General features: G+C 55.0%; 13 protein-coding genes. 2 read left to right on the forward strand and 11 right to left on the reverse strand.

All coding sequences use genetic code 11. From position 1 onward, the window contains the following. Positions 1 to 330: 330 nt before the first annotated feature. On the forward strand, positions 331 to 843 hold the full coding sequence (locus Q9R35_RS07795) for a helix-turn-helix transcriptional regulator (protein WP_311219631.1): 513 nt from the start codon (positions 331 to 333) through the stop codon (positions 841 to 843). A gap of 650 nt (positions 844 to 1,493) precedes the next feature. On the opposite strand, the gene sufT is transcribed toward Q9R35_RS07795, so the two are convergent. The 8 genes from sufT to Q9R35_RS07835 are packed head-to-tail and all read right to left on the reverse strand — an operon-like array spanning position 1,494 to position 9,645. Beyond that, positions 1,494 to 2,054, reverse strand: coding sequence for a putative Fe-S cluster assembly protein SufT (gene sufT / locus Q9R35_RS07800; RefSeq protein WP_042480373.1), 561 nt, complete (start codon positions 2,052 to 2,054; stop codon positions 1,494 to 1,496). 15 nt (positions 2,055 to 2,069) lie between these two features. Beyond that, a complete protein-coding gene (gene sufU / locus Q9R35_RS07805) occupies positions 2,070 to 2,522 on the reverse strand; it encodes a Fe-S cluster assembly sulfur transfer protein SufU (protein ID WP_009454366.1) in 453 nt (150 codons plus the stop codon). Next, positions 2,523 to 3,770 carry a cysteine desulfurase gene (locus tag Q9R35_RS07810; protein WP_311219632.1) on the reverse strand — a complete coding sequence of 416 codons (1,248 nt, stop codon included), beginning with the start codon at positions 3,768 to 3,770 and terminating at the stop codon, positions 2,523 to 2,525. Then, positions 3,767 to 5,074, reverse strand: a complete 1,308-nt coding sequence (sufD, locus tag Q9R35_RS07815; RefSeq protein ID WP_042480368.1) for a Fe-S cluster assembly protein SufD — start codon at positions 5,072 to 5,074, stop codon at positions 3,767 to 3,769. The genes Q9R35_RS07810 and sufD overlap by 4 nt, the downstream gene beginning before the upstream one ends. Further along, positions 5,071 to 5,850, reverse strand: a complete 780-nt coding sequence (sufC, locus tag Q9R35_RS07820) for a Fe-S cluster assembly ATPase SufC (protein WP_009454372.1) — start codon at positions 5,848 to 5,850, stop codon at positions 5,071 to 5,073. The genes sufD and sufC overlap by 4 nt, the downstream gene beginning before the upstream one ends. Before the next feature lie 13 nt (positions 5,851 to 5,863). After that, positions 5,864 to 7,312, reverse strand: coding sequence for a Fe-S cluster assembly protein SufB (gene sufB, locus Q9R35_RS07825; protein WP_009454374.1), 1,449 nt, complete (start codon positions 7,310 to 7,312; stop codon positions 5,864 to 5,866). Then, on the reverse strand, positions 7,309 to 7,803 hold the full coding sequence (locus tag Q9R35_RS07830) for an SUF system Fe-S cluster assembly regulator (protein ID WP_003800349.1): 495 nt from the start codon (positions 7,801 to 7,803) through the stop codon (positions 7,309 to 7,311). Before Q9R35_RS07830 ends, sufB begins: the two co-directional genes overlap by 4 nt. Before the next feature lie 60 nt (positions 7,804 to 7,863). Beyond that, complete coding sequence (locus Q9R35_RS07835; protein ID WP_042482103.1) at positions 7,864 to 9,645, reverse strand: ABC transporter ATP-binding protein/permease; 1,782 nt, start codon at positions 9,643 to 9,645, stop codon at positions 7,864 to 7,866. 484 nt (positions 9,646 to 10,129) lie between these two features. Between Q9R35_RS07835 and Q9R35_RS07840 the strand changes: the two genes are divergently transcribed. Next, entirely contained in the window at positions 10,130 to 11,842 is a 1,713-nt protein-coding gene (locus Q9R35_RS07840; protein WP_311219633.1) for an anti-sigma factor domain-containing protein, read from the forward strand. Here Q9R35_RS07840 and Q9R35_RS07845 read toward each other — a convergent pair. The 3 genes from Q9R35_RS07845 to Q9R35_RS07855 all read right to left on the reverse strand — a co-directional run bounded on the left by Q9R35_RS07845 (position 11,817) and on the right by Q9R35_RS07855 (position 13,503). Then, complete coding sequence (locus tag Q9R35_RS07845; RefSeq protein WP_252606495.1) at positions 11,817 to 12,629, reverse strand: ferritin-like domain-containing protein; 813 nt, start codon at positions 12,627 to 12,629, stop codon at positions 11,817 to 11,819. The two genes, Q9R35_RS07840 and Q9R35_RS07845, sit on opposite strands and share 26 nt — an antisense overlap. 68 nt (positions 12,630 to 12,697) lie before the next feature. Then, positions 12,698 to 13,102 carry a MerR family transcriptional regulator gene (locus tag Q9R35_RS07850; protein ID WP_003800357.1) on the reverse strand — a complete coding sequence of 135 codons (405 nt, stop codon included), beginning with the start codon at positions 13,100 to 13,102 and terminating at the stop codon, positions 12,698 to 12,700. Between the two features lie 77 nt (positions 13,103 to 13,179). Continuing rightward, positions 13,180 to 13,503 carry an integration host factor subunit alpha gene (locus Q9R35_RS07855; protein WP_009454385.1) on the reverse strand — a complete coding sequence of 108 codons (324 nt, stop codon included), beginning with the start codon at positions 13,501 to 13,503 and terminating at the stop codon, positions 13,180 to 13,182. Between the last annotated feature and the right edge of the window lie 3 nt (positions 13,504 to 13,506).

Here is a 13,506-nt window from a genome sequence, read left to right on the forward strand (position 1 = left end):
CGCTCACCAACGTCTTTTTTTGTGTTTCTTACTCACCCAAGACCTGGCGCGCCTACAGCCGATCTGTTAGCAAGGCCACTCTGTCTTTCTGCTCCTGGCCCTCAAGGGCCCGATGCGCATCCCTTCCGTGACGCGCCCCACTCAGCATAAGCACAAAATCTTGCCTAAACAGTCAAGTTCTTAAAACAAAAGTAAGAAAACCACATCATTTACATTTTTTATGCAAATTCTTGTGTAGTTAACTTGGTTTTCTGTTCAAATTGAATAATAAGGCAAGTATATATCACCATCAAGCACTATCTTGGCCAAATAACCAATAACGACAAGAACATGCAATCTCTGGAGGTGGCAATGTATTTCAAACACTCAGTAAAGCGATTAAGCCAGGCCGGTCAAAATAGCGTAGAGGAAAGCTCCCCCAACTTCCCGGAACGAATCAAACTAGCGATTGAGCAGGCAGGAGGAGCACAGAAGCTGGCAGAAAAAGTTGGTGTGTCTCAGCTGATACTACAAGGCTGGCAATCAGGGAGAACAGAGCCATCTCGACTGGCTTTGATTAAGTTGGCAAACGCTTCCAAGCTGCCCATTCAGTGGCTGGCTTGCGGCGATGACAGGCTTGGTAAGCACGCTTATCCCCAAACAAATCCCAGCGTGGTGGACATGGACTCCCTGGAAGAGATCATTCTAAAAATACGGCGGCTGTTTGTGCAGCAAAAGCTCAGCCTGCGTTCTCGAGCTGAGGCCCAAGCGATTCGTCTCGTGTACGAGTTCTATCTGCTTCAAGGACGCCAAATGGATGATGCCAGCCTGAACAGTTTGATTGATCGCCTGACGCCTCAGTAAAGGTCTGCTCACGAAATAAAGCACCTATGTACAAGCCAATAAGCGGGTGCCCATTCGTCTTCTATTGATTCAACCCCAAGTCTTCCTGTATTGGCGGGCGTTTAACCTGCCCGCCCTGCAAGATCCTGCTTTAAAAAAGCATCGTTATGTTCTATCTGTATCAAATTCTATTCTCCGTTCGCCACATGAGTTCTTATTTATATAAGCCTGAAGGTTTCAGGTTTGAATGAAAGAAACTTAAGCTTAATAAGCGAAATTCATACAAATCTCTCCAGTGGGAGATAAGCATAAACCCTAGGAAAAGTTATAGGCTTCAGTTTTATCCGAGCAGAAAATTAAAGTATCAGGCATCTGATGAGATGCAGAAAAGGAAAGATGAGACTTAATGAAAACCTGCCTTTAAACGCCTTAGCCATTATTTTTATGTATAGATAACAGGCGGAAATCGAGTCATTTTTTTTGAGCAGTTTAGTGTAGTCAGAGAGCGGACCCAGACCGGGCGCCCAACGACACATAAGGGATTGAGCTAAAGCTTACTGTCCAGTGTTAAACGACATTGCAAACAGGCCCCAGCCCCCTTAGACACACGTTTCCAGATACTTCGCATCTGCAGATACAAAAAAGCCTGCAGAATATGCAGGCTTTTTCTATTACAGCATCCCTAGTTGCAAGCGGGCTGATTCGCTCATGCGCTCCCGGCTCCATGGCGGGTCCCAAACCAGGTCCACCACCGCCTTTTCCACGCCCTGGATGGTCTCCAGCTTGTAGCGGGCCTCGTCGGCAATCATCGTACCCATACCGCAACCCGGAGCCGTCAGCGTCATTTCCATGGTGATGGAAAAGGTTTCAGGCCCGGTCTGGTTCACGTGACAGGCATACACCAGCCCCAGGTTCACGATGTCCACCGGAATTTCCGGATCGTAAACGCTGGAGAGCACAATCCAGGCAGCATCTTCAATGGTTTTTTCGCTCAGGGGCAGCTCGGGCACAAACACTTCGGGCTTGTCCTGGGACTCAAAACCCAGCGCATCGGCATCGACACCTTCAATCCGGTACAGGTTGCCCTCTACCATCACGGTATAGCTGCCACCCAGCTTCTGGGTAATCGTTGCTGTACAACCCGCCTCGATCGTAACGGGAGCACCGTAAGGGATACTGACAGCCGGACAATCCCGGCTGACCAGCACATCATGTCGTTCAAAATAGCTCATGGCTTGCTTGCGCCTTTATTCGGTTTGCGCGGTTTCTTTGGCCTGATTGATGGCGTTGTGCAGGGTATGCCAGGCCAGAGTGGCACATTTAACCCGTGCGGGAAATTCACGCACACCAGATAACACTTCCAGCTTGCCCAGATCTCGATCGGGATGGGCCTCTGTCAGCATGGCGTGCATATCTTGAAAGAGAGACTCAAACTCGGCCAGACTCAGGCCCTTCACGGCTTCGGTCATCAAGGATGCCGAGGCTTTGGAAATAGCGCAACCATGCCCCACAAAGCTGACTTTCTGCACAATGCCGTCTTCAACCACGGCGTACACAGCCAGTTGATCCCCGCACAGAGGATTGTGGCCATTGGCAAAATGGCTGGCGTTTTCTATTACTTCAAAGTTACGCGGGCTACGGTTATGGTCAAAAATGACCTCTTGGTAGAGCTCGCGCAGCCCGTTGAAATCCTGGCTCATTTAGCCAACTCCAAATAGTTTTTGAGCTTTGCGCAGGCTGCCCAGCAAAGCGTCAATATCAGCGTAATCGTTGTACAAGGCAAAAGAGGCACGAGCCGTACCAGGAATGCCAAAGCGCGTCATCAAGGGCATGGCACAGTGGTGGCCGGCACGCACGGCAACGCCGTCCATATCCAGGATGGTGCCCAGATCGTGTGGATGAATGCCGTCGACCAGGAAAGACACGATGCCTGCCTTGTGTGCGGCCGTACCGATAATACGAATGCCAGGCATGGCCAGCAAGGCCTCGGTGGCGTAATCCAGCAGCAGCGCTTCGTGATCAGCAATACGCTGCATGCCTATGCCCATCACATAATCGATGGCGGCAGCCATGGTAATGGCACCCGCGATATTGGGTGTACCTGCCTCAAAACGCTGTGGCACGGGCGCGTAGTTGCTTTGCTCGAAACTGACTGTGGTGATCATGTCACCGCCGCCCATCCAGGGCGACATGCTGTCCAGAATCTCATACCGCACGTACAGAGCACCCATACCGGTGGGACCGTACAGCTTGTGCGCCGAGAACGTGTAGAAGTCAGCATCCAGAGCCTGCACGTCCACCACACAGTGGGGAACGGATTGGGCCCCGTCTACCAGCACCTTGGCGCCGACGGCATGCGCCTGACGGATCATTTCAGCAACGGGGTTGATCGTGCCCAGGGCATTGGATACATGGACCAAGCCCAGCAAACGGGTTTTCTCGTTAAGCAGCTGCTTGAACGCTTCCTGATCCAGCTCGCCGTTGTCCAGCACAGGCACCACGCGGATGACTGCGCCCGTGCGTTGAGCCACAAGCTGCCAAGGCACGATATTGGAGTGATGCTCCAGGCCTGTCAGCAGGATTTCATCACCCGCCTTCAGGTTGTCCATGCCCCAGCTATAGGCCACCAGGTTGATGGATTCTGTGGTGCCACGCGTAAATACAATTTCTTCATCGCGCGCAGCATTCAGAAATGCCCGCACTGTACTTCTGGCCTGATCGTACAGCTCAGTAGCATGCTGAGACAGCCAATGCACACCACGATGGATATTCGCATTGGACTGCTCATAGAATCGCGCCTCGGCTTCAATAACCGAGCGCGGCTTTTGCGTCGTCGCCCCGTTGTCCAGATAGGACAGGCGTTGGCCCCGAATGGGACGAGCCAGGATAGGAAAATCCTCGCGGTGATTCAGCAAACCAGCAGCAGTTACGGGCATAGGCGCATTCATGCAAGATCTCCAAGGGCAAGACCGCCAGGCAACAAAGCGTTGATACCGACCGTGGCACGGCTACGCAGGCTCTCGGAAGCAATGCGTTCCAGGGACTGGGCCGCAAATGCGTAGATCAGCATATTGCGTGCATCTTCCATGGTCATGCCGCGCGAACGCAGATAGAACAGACTGTCTGCATCCAGCTGACCCACCGTAGCACCGTGTGCACACTTGACGTCATCAGCGTAGATTTCCAGCTCGGGGCGGGAGTCCGCACGGGCCATCTTGGACAAGAGCAGGCTGTCCGAGCGCTGTACCGAATCCGTACCATCCGCGCCCTTGCCGACCAATACACGACCGCTGAATACACCACGGGCGGTGTCGGCCAGAATACCGCGGTAAAACTCACGGCTTTGGCAGTTGGGCTGAGCGTGATCAATGATGGTGTTGTGGTCGACGTGACGGCGGCCGTCTACAAAGTACAAACCATTGAACAAGGTTTCGCAGCGCTCGCCATTGAAGACGGTAGCAATGTCGTTACGGGCAATACGGGCACCGAAGGACAGGGAGTGCGAATTGAATACCGAACCACGACCTTGCTGCACATCAATTGCAGCCAGGTGGAAGTCTTGCAGCGCTTCCTGCTGCAACTTCATATGCGTCAGGTTGGCATCAGGCGCCACGTTCAGGCGAGTCACGACGCTGCTCAAGGAAGCATCCGTTCCTTCCTGACCTACATAGTGTTCAACCACCGTTGCGCTGGCACCGGACTCCAAAGAAATCAGGTTACGCGTGAAGCTGGCGCTGCCACCTTGGGTGCGCACAAAAACCAGATGAACAGGCTGCTCCAGGTGCTTGCCCGCAGCGATGTGCAGGGCCGCGCCATCCTGGGCCAAAGCCAGGTTCAAGGCGGCGGTCGAGGCGCCCAGGGACTCGTCACCATAAGCCTGCTGCAACCAGTCTGCATCCTGTTCCAGACAGGTGCTAAGCGAAGACAAACGCACGCCCGCTGGCAACTCATTCAGGTGCGACAAAGCCGCATCGTAGTGACCATCTACGAAAACCAGGAAATACCCGTCTTCTTGCTGGCGCACCGACGCCACCAGTTCTGCAGCCGAAGCCGACTTCTGAGGCGCAAAGCTTTGTTGTTCCAACAAGGCCAAGGAGGTGTGATGCCAGGCTTCAATACGCGTAGTTGGCCAGCCTTCTTGTGCGAAACGATCCAGCGCGCGCTGACGCACAGCGCTTAGCCATGGCAGGCCGGCTCCAGGTGCTTGTGCAGCCTGAGCGGCAAAGCTGTTGACCCAATCCGGCAGACTCATACCGCAGCTCCCTTGGCTTTCTGTTCGGCGGCTGCTTGTTCCAGCACCCAGCCGTAGCCACGCTCTTCCAGTTCCAGAGCCAATTCACGGCCACCGGAACGAATGATCTTGCCGCCGGCCAAAACGTGCACAAAGTCAGGCACGATGTAGTCCAGCAGACGTTGGTAGTGAGTGATCACCAGCAAGGAACGCTCGGGGGAACGCAGACGGTTCACGCCGTCGGCAACCACGCGCAAAGCGTCAATATCCAGACCGGAGTCGGTTTCGTCCAGAATGGCCAGCTTGGGCTCCAGCAGGCTCATTTGCAGAACTTCGTTGCGTTTCTTTTCGCCGCCGGAAAAGCCTTCGTTCACGGAGCGGTACAGAAACTCTTCACGCATGCCAACCGTCTTCATTTCCTCTTTGACGCGCTTGAGGAAGTCCATGGCGTCCAGCTCGGGCAAGCCCTGATGACGACGCACGGCGTTCACGGAAGCACGCAGGAAGTAGGCGTTGGACACACCGGGAATTTCGATGGGGTACTGGAATGCCAGGAACAGACCGGAACGGGCGCGGTCTTCAATCTTCATTTCCAGCAGGTCCTGCCCCAGCCAATCAACCGAACCACCTTCCACGGTGTAGTCTTCACGACCAGCCAGAACCTGGGACAAGGTGCTCTTGCCCGAGCCGTTCGGGCCCATGATGGCGTGGACTTCACCGGGTTTGATTTCCAGGTTCAGGCCTTTAAGGATAGGTTTATCTTCAACCGAAGCGCGCAAATCTTTAATCGTCAGCATTTCATTATTCTCCTTAACCTACACTGCCTTCCAAGCTGACGCCGAGCAAATTCTGTGCTTCGACCGCAAACTCCATGGGCAATTCTTTAATCACTTCTTTACAAAAGCCGTTCACGATCATGGAGACGGCATCCTCGGCAGTCAGGCCGCGCTGCATGGCGTAAAAGAGCTGGTCCTCGCCAATGCGCGAAGCAGTTGCTTCATGTTCCACACTGGCGCTGGGGTTCTGCACTTCCATCGTGGGGAAGGTGTGTGCAGCGCAGCGCTTGCCAATCAGCAGCGAATCACACTGGGTGTAATTGCGGGCGTTTTCTGCCTTGGGGGTAATACGAACCAGGCCGCGATAGGTGTTAATACCTTGGCCAGCCGAAATCCCCTTGGAGATAATCGTGCTGCGGGTATTGCGACCCATATGAATCATTTTGGTGCCGGTATCGGCTTGCTGGCGGTGGTTGCTCAGGGCAACCGAGTAGAACTCGCCTTGGGAGTCGTCGCCGCGCAGCACCACACTGGGGTATTTCCAGGTAATGGCCGAGCCGGTTTCAACCTGCGTCCAGGAGATGTGCGAACGTGCGCCACGGCATTCGCCGCGCTTGGTGACGAAGTTGTAAATACCGCCTACGCCGTCCTTGTCGCCGGGGTACCAGTTTTGTACGGTGGAGTACTTGATTTTGGCGTCGTCCAACGCGACCAGTTCCACGACCGCTGCGTGCAATTGGTTTTCATCGCGCATCGGCGCCGTACAGCCTTCCAGGTAGCTGACCGAAGCGCCCTCTTCCGCAATGATCAAGGTGCGCTCGAACTGGCCGGTGTCACGGGCATTGATACGGAAATAAGTGGACAGCTCCATCGGGCAGCGTACGCCTTTGGGGATGAACACAAAGGAGCCATCGGAGAACACGGCCGAGTTCAATGCAGCGTAGAAGTTGTCGCTAGGCGGAACCACCGTACCCAGGTACTTTTTGACCAGTTCCGGGTATTCACGCACTGCTTCGGAAAAGGAACAGAAGATCACGCCCACTTCTTCCAGCTCTTTGCGGAAGGTGGTGGCAACCGAGACCGAGTCAAACACGGCGTCAACGGCCACACCGGCCAGACGAGCGCGTTCGTGCAAGGGCACACCCAGTTTTTCATAGGTGCGCAGCAATTCGGGATCCACCTCGTCCAAGCTCTTGGGGCCGTCGGCCTTGCTCTTGGGCGCGGAGTAGTAGCTGATGTCCTGGAAGTCGATAGGTGGATATTCCACAATCGACCACTTGGGATATTTCATGGTCAGCCACTGGCGGTAAGCAGCCAGGCGCCATTCCAGCATGAACTCCGGTTCGCGTTTTTTCGCGGACAGGAAACGGATGACGTCTTCGTTCAAACCTTTCGGTATGGTTTCAGACTCGATGTCGGTGACAAAGCCTGCCTCGTAATCACGATCGAGGAAGGTGTCCAGATGTTCGTTGACGGTACTCATTCGGTTAACTCCACGTTGGAGGTGTTCGCCTTGTTTCTGTTTTTCAATTCGGGACCCGGCTTGTGTGTCAGGGGAAATTCGTTAACGGGCACGCGTATCATGTCTGCAACACTGACCTCTTCGAGGGTGCGCCGGACAATATCGTTGATACGCTGCCAATTACTGCGTATATGGCAATCTGACTCCACGGAACAGGCTCCAGGAGTAGCTACACATTCAGTCAAGCCAAAGGGTTGATCTTCCAGTGCATCAATAATCTGCGCTACACTAATCTGTTTGGCGGGGCGGCCCAACACATACCCTCCGCGTGCGCCTCGGCTGCTGATTACCAGCTCGTGCTGGCCCAGCAGTTTAAGCACCTTGCTGACAGTTGGTTGGCCCAAACCCAGGATGGCGGCCAAGTCAGACGCACTGAACACACGGTCTGGATCGCCAGCCATGTGTGTCAGCACCAAAGTGCCGTAATCAATGATTTTACTGATTCGCAGCATTCCTTCTCTCTGAACAGGTCGTAGAGCCATATAGTACTGCTTTGGTACTATATGGTCAAATTATCCCTCCAGACTTTGCTGGATATTCCACATACGGGCATAGGCGCCATCCAGGGCTAAAAGCTCGCTGTGTGTGCCCTGCTCCACGATCTGTCCGCGCTCCAGAACCAGAATCAAATCCGCGTCCGTAATCGTGGAAAGACGGTGAGCAATGATCAAGGTGGTGCGGTCACGGGCAATCTCGTTCAACTCCGCCTGAATTGCCCGTTCCGTGCGCGTATCCAGCGCACTGGTGGCTTCATCCAGAATCAGCACCGGCGGGTTCTTCAGCAAGGTACGGGCAATGGCCACACGCTGCTTTTCGCCCCCGGACAATTTCAAGCCACGTTCTCCCACAACGGTTTCGTAACCATCAGGCAGGCTTTCAATGAAGTCATGAATACTGGCGGCACGAGCCGCAGCCACGATTTGCTCTTTGCTGGCCTCAGGACGGCCATAGGCAATATTGTGCAAAATCGTATCGTTGAACAGGACGGTGTCCTGGGGAACGATACCGATATGACGGCGCAAGCTCTCCTGCGTCCATTCGCGCAGCTCACGGTCATTGAACAGGATGCGGCCTTCCGTCACATCGTAGAAACGGAACAAAAGGCGCGACAAGGTGGACTTACCCGCGCCCGACGAGCCCACAACCGCTACAGTCTTGCCTGCGGGAATCTCGAAACTCAGGTTCTGGATGACCTTGCGGCGGCTGTCGTAGGCAAAGCTGACGTTCTCGAAACGAACACCCGCCTGTTCACAGGACAAGACCTGGGCATTCGGCGCATCCTTCACCTCTTGCTTGCGACGCAGCAAGGAGAACAGGCGCTCCATATCGGCCAGGGAGTTCTTGATCTCGCGGTACACAAAGCCCAAAAAGTTCAAAGGCGCATAAAGCTGGGTCAGGAAGGCAGACACCAGCACAACGTCCCCCACGGTCATGGTCCCGGCCAGCACACCTTGCGCCGACATGAACAGCAAGGCCGTCACCCCGACACTGATAATCGAAGCCTGACCAATATTGAGCAGATTCAAGGAGACCTGATTACGCACGGCAGCCTGAACCCATTGGCCCATATTCTGGTCATAGCGATTGATCTCGTAGTCCTCGTTACCGAAGTATTTGACTGTCTCGTAGTTGAGCAAGGCATCAATCGCGCGGGAATTGGCGCGGCTGTCCAAGTCATTCATGGCTCGTCGATAACGCATGCGCCGCTCGGTCACTAGCAAGGTGAACACAATATAGGCAGCAATCGTCCCCAAGGTGACCGCCGCAAAGGCCCAGTCGTAACGCCAGAGCAAGATGCCACAGACCAGTGCGATTTCCAGCAAGGTAGGCAGGATATTAAAGACCAGGAAATTCAGCAGAAAGCTGACACCTTTGGTGCCCCGTTCAATATCCCGGCTCAAACCACCTGTCTGACGTTCGGTATGAAAGCGCAAGGACAGATCCAGCAAGTGCCGAAAGACGTGGTTCGCAATCAGGCGCACCGAGCCTTGCGTGACTCGGGCAAACAAGGCATCCCGTATTTCCCCAAAAGCGCTGGAGGCCAGACGTACGGCGCCATAGCCCAACAAGGCCGCCACCGGCAGCATCAGCGCGGTAGCGGGCAGGCTCAGCGCATCGATTACCTGCTTCAGATAGATCGGCATCATCACCGTGGCAACTTTCGCCAGCAGCAAACAGGACAAGGCCAAGACCACGCGAGTCTTGAATCGCCAAACGTAAGGAAATAAGGATTTCAGGGTGCTCAGACCACCGGAGACACCATCAAGCACTTCAGGACGAGGAGGCACACGCAATAGGTCCGTGCCCAACAGCACAAAGCCGAAGAACCGCGGACAGCTTAAAAATAAGTTGCAGCACAACGCTGAAATCAAGGCAGGACAAGCGCAAACGCTTTCCACTGGCAGGCAGGCCCCTGCTATGTCCTTGATGCGAATACAGAAATGAGGCTCTTTGCCTAAGTAAAGATCAACAACACTCAGGCAGCACATAACTAATAAGTATAGCCTTTTGCACTGCTCATCCCCGCCAAGACCCTGCCGTCGGCGTGCTTGTTTGGCTGATTATTGGCCTGCAAACCACAGTCGTGAAAGCAATGGCCCCACCACCAAGCATTCCGTGCTGAAAATCAGGAAATTCACGTCTAGCCACTGCAAAGAAAATGCTGGCAATCCAGCACTTTGTTACCTTCAAGCCTTCAGCGAAAGGCATACAATACCTGCTTGTCTGAAACAGGCGCGGACAGAATGAAAACAGCGCCTGATACCGGACATCTGGCTCATGAATCCCTTTACCGTGCAAAATCCATCCATGCCGTCTTCTTCTTTTTCGTATTCTTCTTCCCTGGATCAGTTAGCCGCACAAGACAGCCAGGCGCTGGATGTGCTGTACGACCAGGAAGCACCCTTGATGCTGGCGTTGGGCCAGGCCGTATTGGGCCGCCGCATCGATGCCGAAGAGGTTCTGCGCGATAGCTTTGTCTTGCTGTGGAAGAATGCCGCCGGCTATGACCCCGAATTGGGCGAGGGGCGCGCCTGGATTTACAGCATTCTGCGCTTCAGGCTGCTGGCTCGTCTGCGCCAACGCACGCAAAGCGGCGACAACAATTACGCCCTTCCCGCCATCCAACCGCAAGCCGGTCAGCGTTTCATCCCTGCCATGGGCAAGCTGGATGGCACCAGTCAACGCGCCATGATCCATGCTTATCTGCATGGCAATAGCTACGAGCAGCTAGGCCCTCAACTGAACCGCTCCCCCGCCCAATTGCGTGCGGTGGTTCAGCATGGCTTGCAGCAGCTCACCCCCCTGATCAATGAAGGCAATGCCAACGATCCGCGTCATGCGGTGATGATTGGCGAATACACCTTGGGCCTGCTCAGTCAGCACGAACTGGCTCAAGCCCATACTCTGATGCAGCAGAACGATCAGGCTGCGCGTCTGGCTCTGGCTTGGGAACAAGCCTGGCTGGAACTGGTGGATTGCCTGACCCCGACATTGCCTGCGCCCACTAGCCTGGCTCACATTCACCATACCTTGGGCTTGCCTCCTCCTGCCTCACGTCGTCAGGCTGGGAGCACAAGCAGTCCGGCTGCTGAAGCTCCCAAATCGGAAAGCACCGGCAACGCCAGTACAAGCGCTCCAGCTATCAAAGCAGTGCGCCAGGAACCCAGTATCAAGATCAGTACTTCGGCAGACCAGGGCACTAAAGCGGAAGCTGCCACTCGCACTGAGCCTCGCTGGTCCGCCAACAGCTCGAACGACAAGACTGACGATCACACACCGCCCTTCCCCACCTTGCTGCGTGCAGACTCCGACCCAGCGACCAAAACAGCGACTGTCACAGCCGAAGCAGTGCCGACAGCACCAACCAAGGTCGCAGACAAGAAAAAGCCCGCCAAAAGCGAGCCTGAGTCAGTCACAGTAGAGAAGAAACGCAAACCCGAACCGGTTGAAGGCGAAGGCAAGTCCCGTGGCTTTGCCATGCCCATGCCTGTTTTGTGGGGCGGCTTGGCTGCGGTCGTGATTCTGGGCCTGGTGATTGCCTTGCTCATGAACATGAATTCAGAGCCACCCATCAACGTCATAGAAATGAAGCCACGTCAGGCGGCCATCCTGCAGGCCCCTGGCCAATCCTCTACTCCGGCCTGGATTGCGACGGTGGACCCACAAGGCAATGTCCTGCTGGTGCCCAAGGTCAGCACTGAAGTCAAAGCAACTCAGTCGGTACAGCTATGGACACACACCCCACGCGGCACACAAATTCGTTCATTGGGTTTGATTGATCCCAATCGCCCCATCACCGTTCCTGCAGCCTTGATAGGCACCGTGGAAGATGAGCAGATTTTTGAAATGACACTGGAAACGGAAGGTGGCTCCAATAGCGGTGCACCGGAAGGCCCCGTTCTGTATATTGGCCGCATCGTCAGTTTCGGGCAGCTGGATAACCTGCCCAAGCCCAATACCGAAGTTAACTCGTCGGCAACCCGCTCTTGAAAGCGGCATCCAGCCGTTCCAGCTCGTCGATTTCCTCGACAGTGAAGCCCGCCTCCAGGCGGGCTTCGCGATTAAAGGGGCCGCGCAAACGCGGTGCACGATAGCGCTGCGCCAACTCGCCATAGGTGTCAAAATCAGGCAGACCTTGCTCCTGACACACTTTGCGATACCAGTAATTCCCCAAGGCCACGTGCCCGACTTCATCGCGCAAGATGATGGCAATAATCGCAGCGGCTTTTTCATCACCGGCGTCCAGCAGCTTCCGGTGCACCAGGGGGCAAGCATCCAGGCCTCGCGCTTCCAGAGTACGGGGCACCAAAGCCATACGCGCCAGCAGATCAAAGCGCGTTCGCTCTGCCATCTCCCACAAGCCATCATGGACAGGCAAGTCCCCATAGCGGACACCCAGCGTTTGAAGATGGTTGCCAAGCAGTTCAAAATGCAACGCCTCCTCCACCGCCACCTGCAACCAACCTGCATAGAATGCGTCGGGTAACCCGGGATAACGCCACAGCACATCCAAAGCCAGATTGATGGCATTGAATTCAATATGCGCCAAGGAATGCAATAAGGCTGCTCGCCCCTGGATAGTCCGCACCGAACGTTTAGGCACCTGCTGAGGGCTCACAAAACGCAAACCCTTGGGCCGTCCAGGCACGCCTGGCGGCTCCTCCAAATGTTCATCCGCCCCTACGGGCAAGCCATGTGCAATCGCTCGTACCGCTGCCAGCTTGGCAGCCGGTTCTTGCACTAACAAGGCCTTTAAAGCCTGACGACGCAAGTTCACTGCTTATCCCTTCCATGAAAAAAGGCCGGCCCCAAGGCCGACCTTCATTCCTGCTGAACAATCCCGGTTTACTGGGCCGAGCCCGGATCCGTCATCGCCAAGGCTTGATCCAGCATCGCCTGGATCTGGCCCAGATTGGTGCGCAAGGCCTGCATCTCCTGACCGGTCAGTCGCACAGCGGCTTCCTGATCAAAAGGCATATCCGGACCATCGCCCAGACGATTGCGCGCACCACTGATCGTAAAGCCTTCGTCGTACAGCAAGCCGCGAATCCGGCGTATCAGCAGCACCTCATGGTGCTGGTAATAACGTCGGTTACCGCGTCGCTTGACGGGCTTTAACTGCGTAAACTCCTGCTCCCAATAACGCAGGACGTGGGGCTTGACCAAGCAAAGCTCACTGACTTCACCGATTGTGAAATAACGCTTGGCAGGGATAGGTGGCAAGGTCGCCGTCTTTTCGTTTGTGCTCATGGCCACTGATGCTCATCGACAATAGGAGTGATTTTACACGTTCAGTCAGGCAAAACTGTACGCAAACGTACCAAGGCTCAGTCCTGGTCATCCTCAGGCGCCACCGGCGCCCCTTCGACTACACTTTTGAGCTTCTGACTGGCATGGAAAGTCACCACTCGGCGGGCCGAGATAGGGATCACTTCGCCAGTCTTGGGGTTACGGCCAGGACGCGGGGGTTTGTCCCGTACCTGGAAATTACCGAAACCGGACAGCTTGACCTCTACGCCATCGGCCAAAGAATCGCGGATCTCGGCAAAGAAGGTATCCACAATATCTTTGGCTTCACGTTTATTCAAGCCAACACGCTCAAACAAGAGTTCGGCCAAATCCGCCTTGGTCAAAGTACGCTCTACGTTCATTGT

Source organism: Alcaligenes sp. AB3, assembly GCF_031844565.1.
Classification (GTDB): Bacteria; Pseudomonadota; Gammaproteobacteria; order Burkholderiales; family Burkholderiaceae_B; genus Alcaligenes; species Alcaligenes faecalis.

What these genes read in the sequence shown, in the direction of transcription:
- Q9R35_RS07795 (WP_311219631.1), top strand. Translation starts at nt 331, where the DNA reads ATGCAATCTCTGGAGGTGGCAATGTATTTCAAACACTCAGTAAAGCGA.
- sufT (WP_042480373.1), bottom strand. Translation starts at nt 2,054, where the DNA reads ATGAGCTATTTTGAACGACATGATGTGCTGGTCAGCCGGGATTGTCCG.
- sufU (WP_009454366.1), bottom strand. Translation starts at nt 2,522, where the DNA reads ATGAGCCAGGATTTCAACGGGCTGCGCGAGCTCTACCAAGAGGTCATT.
- Q9R35_RS07810 (WP_311219632.1), bottom strand. Translation starts at nt 3,770, where the DNA reads ATGAATGCGCCTATGCCCGTAACTGCTGCTGGTTTGCTGAATCACCGC.
- sufD (WP_042480368.1), bottom strand. Translation starts at nt 5,074, where the DNA reads ATGAGTCTGCCGGATTGGGTCAACAGCTTTGCCGCTCAGGCTGCACAA.
- sufC (WP_009454372.1), bottom strand. Translation starts at nt 5,850, where the DNA reads ATGCTGACGATTAAAGATTTGCGCGCTTCGGTTGAAGATAAACCTATC.
- sufB (WP_009454374.1), bottom strand. Translation starts at nt 7,312, where the DNA reads ATGAGTACCGTCAACGAACATCTGGACACCTTCCTCGATCGTGATTAC.
- Q9R35_RS07830 (WP_003800349.1), bottom strand. Translation starts at nt 7,803, where the DNA reads ATGCTGCGAATCAGTAAAATCATTGATTACGGCACTTTGGTGCTGACA.
- Q9R35_RS07840 (WP_311219633.1), top strand. Translation starts at nt 10,130, where the DNA reads ATGAATCCCTTTACCGTGCAAAATCCATCCATGCCGTCTTCTTCTTTT.
- Q9R35_RS07850 (WP_003800357.1), bottom strand. Translation starts at nt 13,102, where the DNA reads ATGAGCACAAACGAAAAGACGGCGACCTTGCCACCTATCCCTGCCAAG.
- Q9R35_RS07855 (WP_009454385.1), bottom strand. Translation starts at nt 13,503, where the DNA reads ATGAACGTAGAGCGTACTTTGACCAAGGCGGATTTGGCCGAACTCTTG.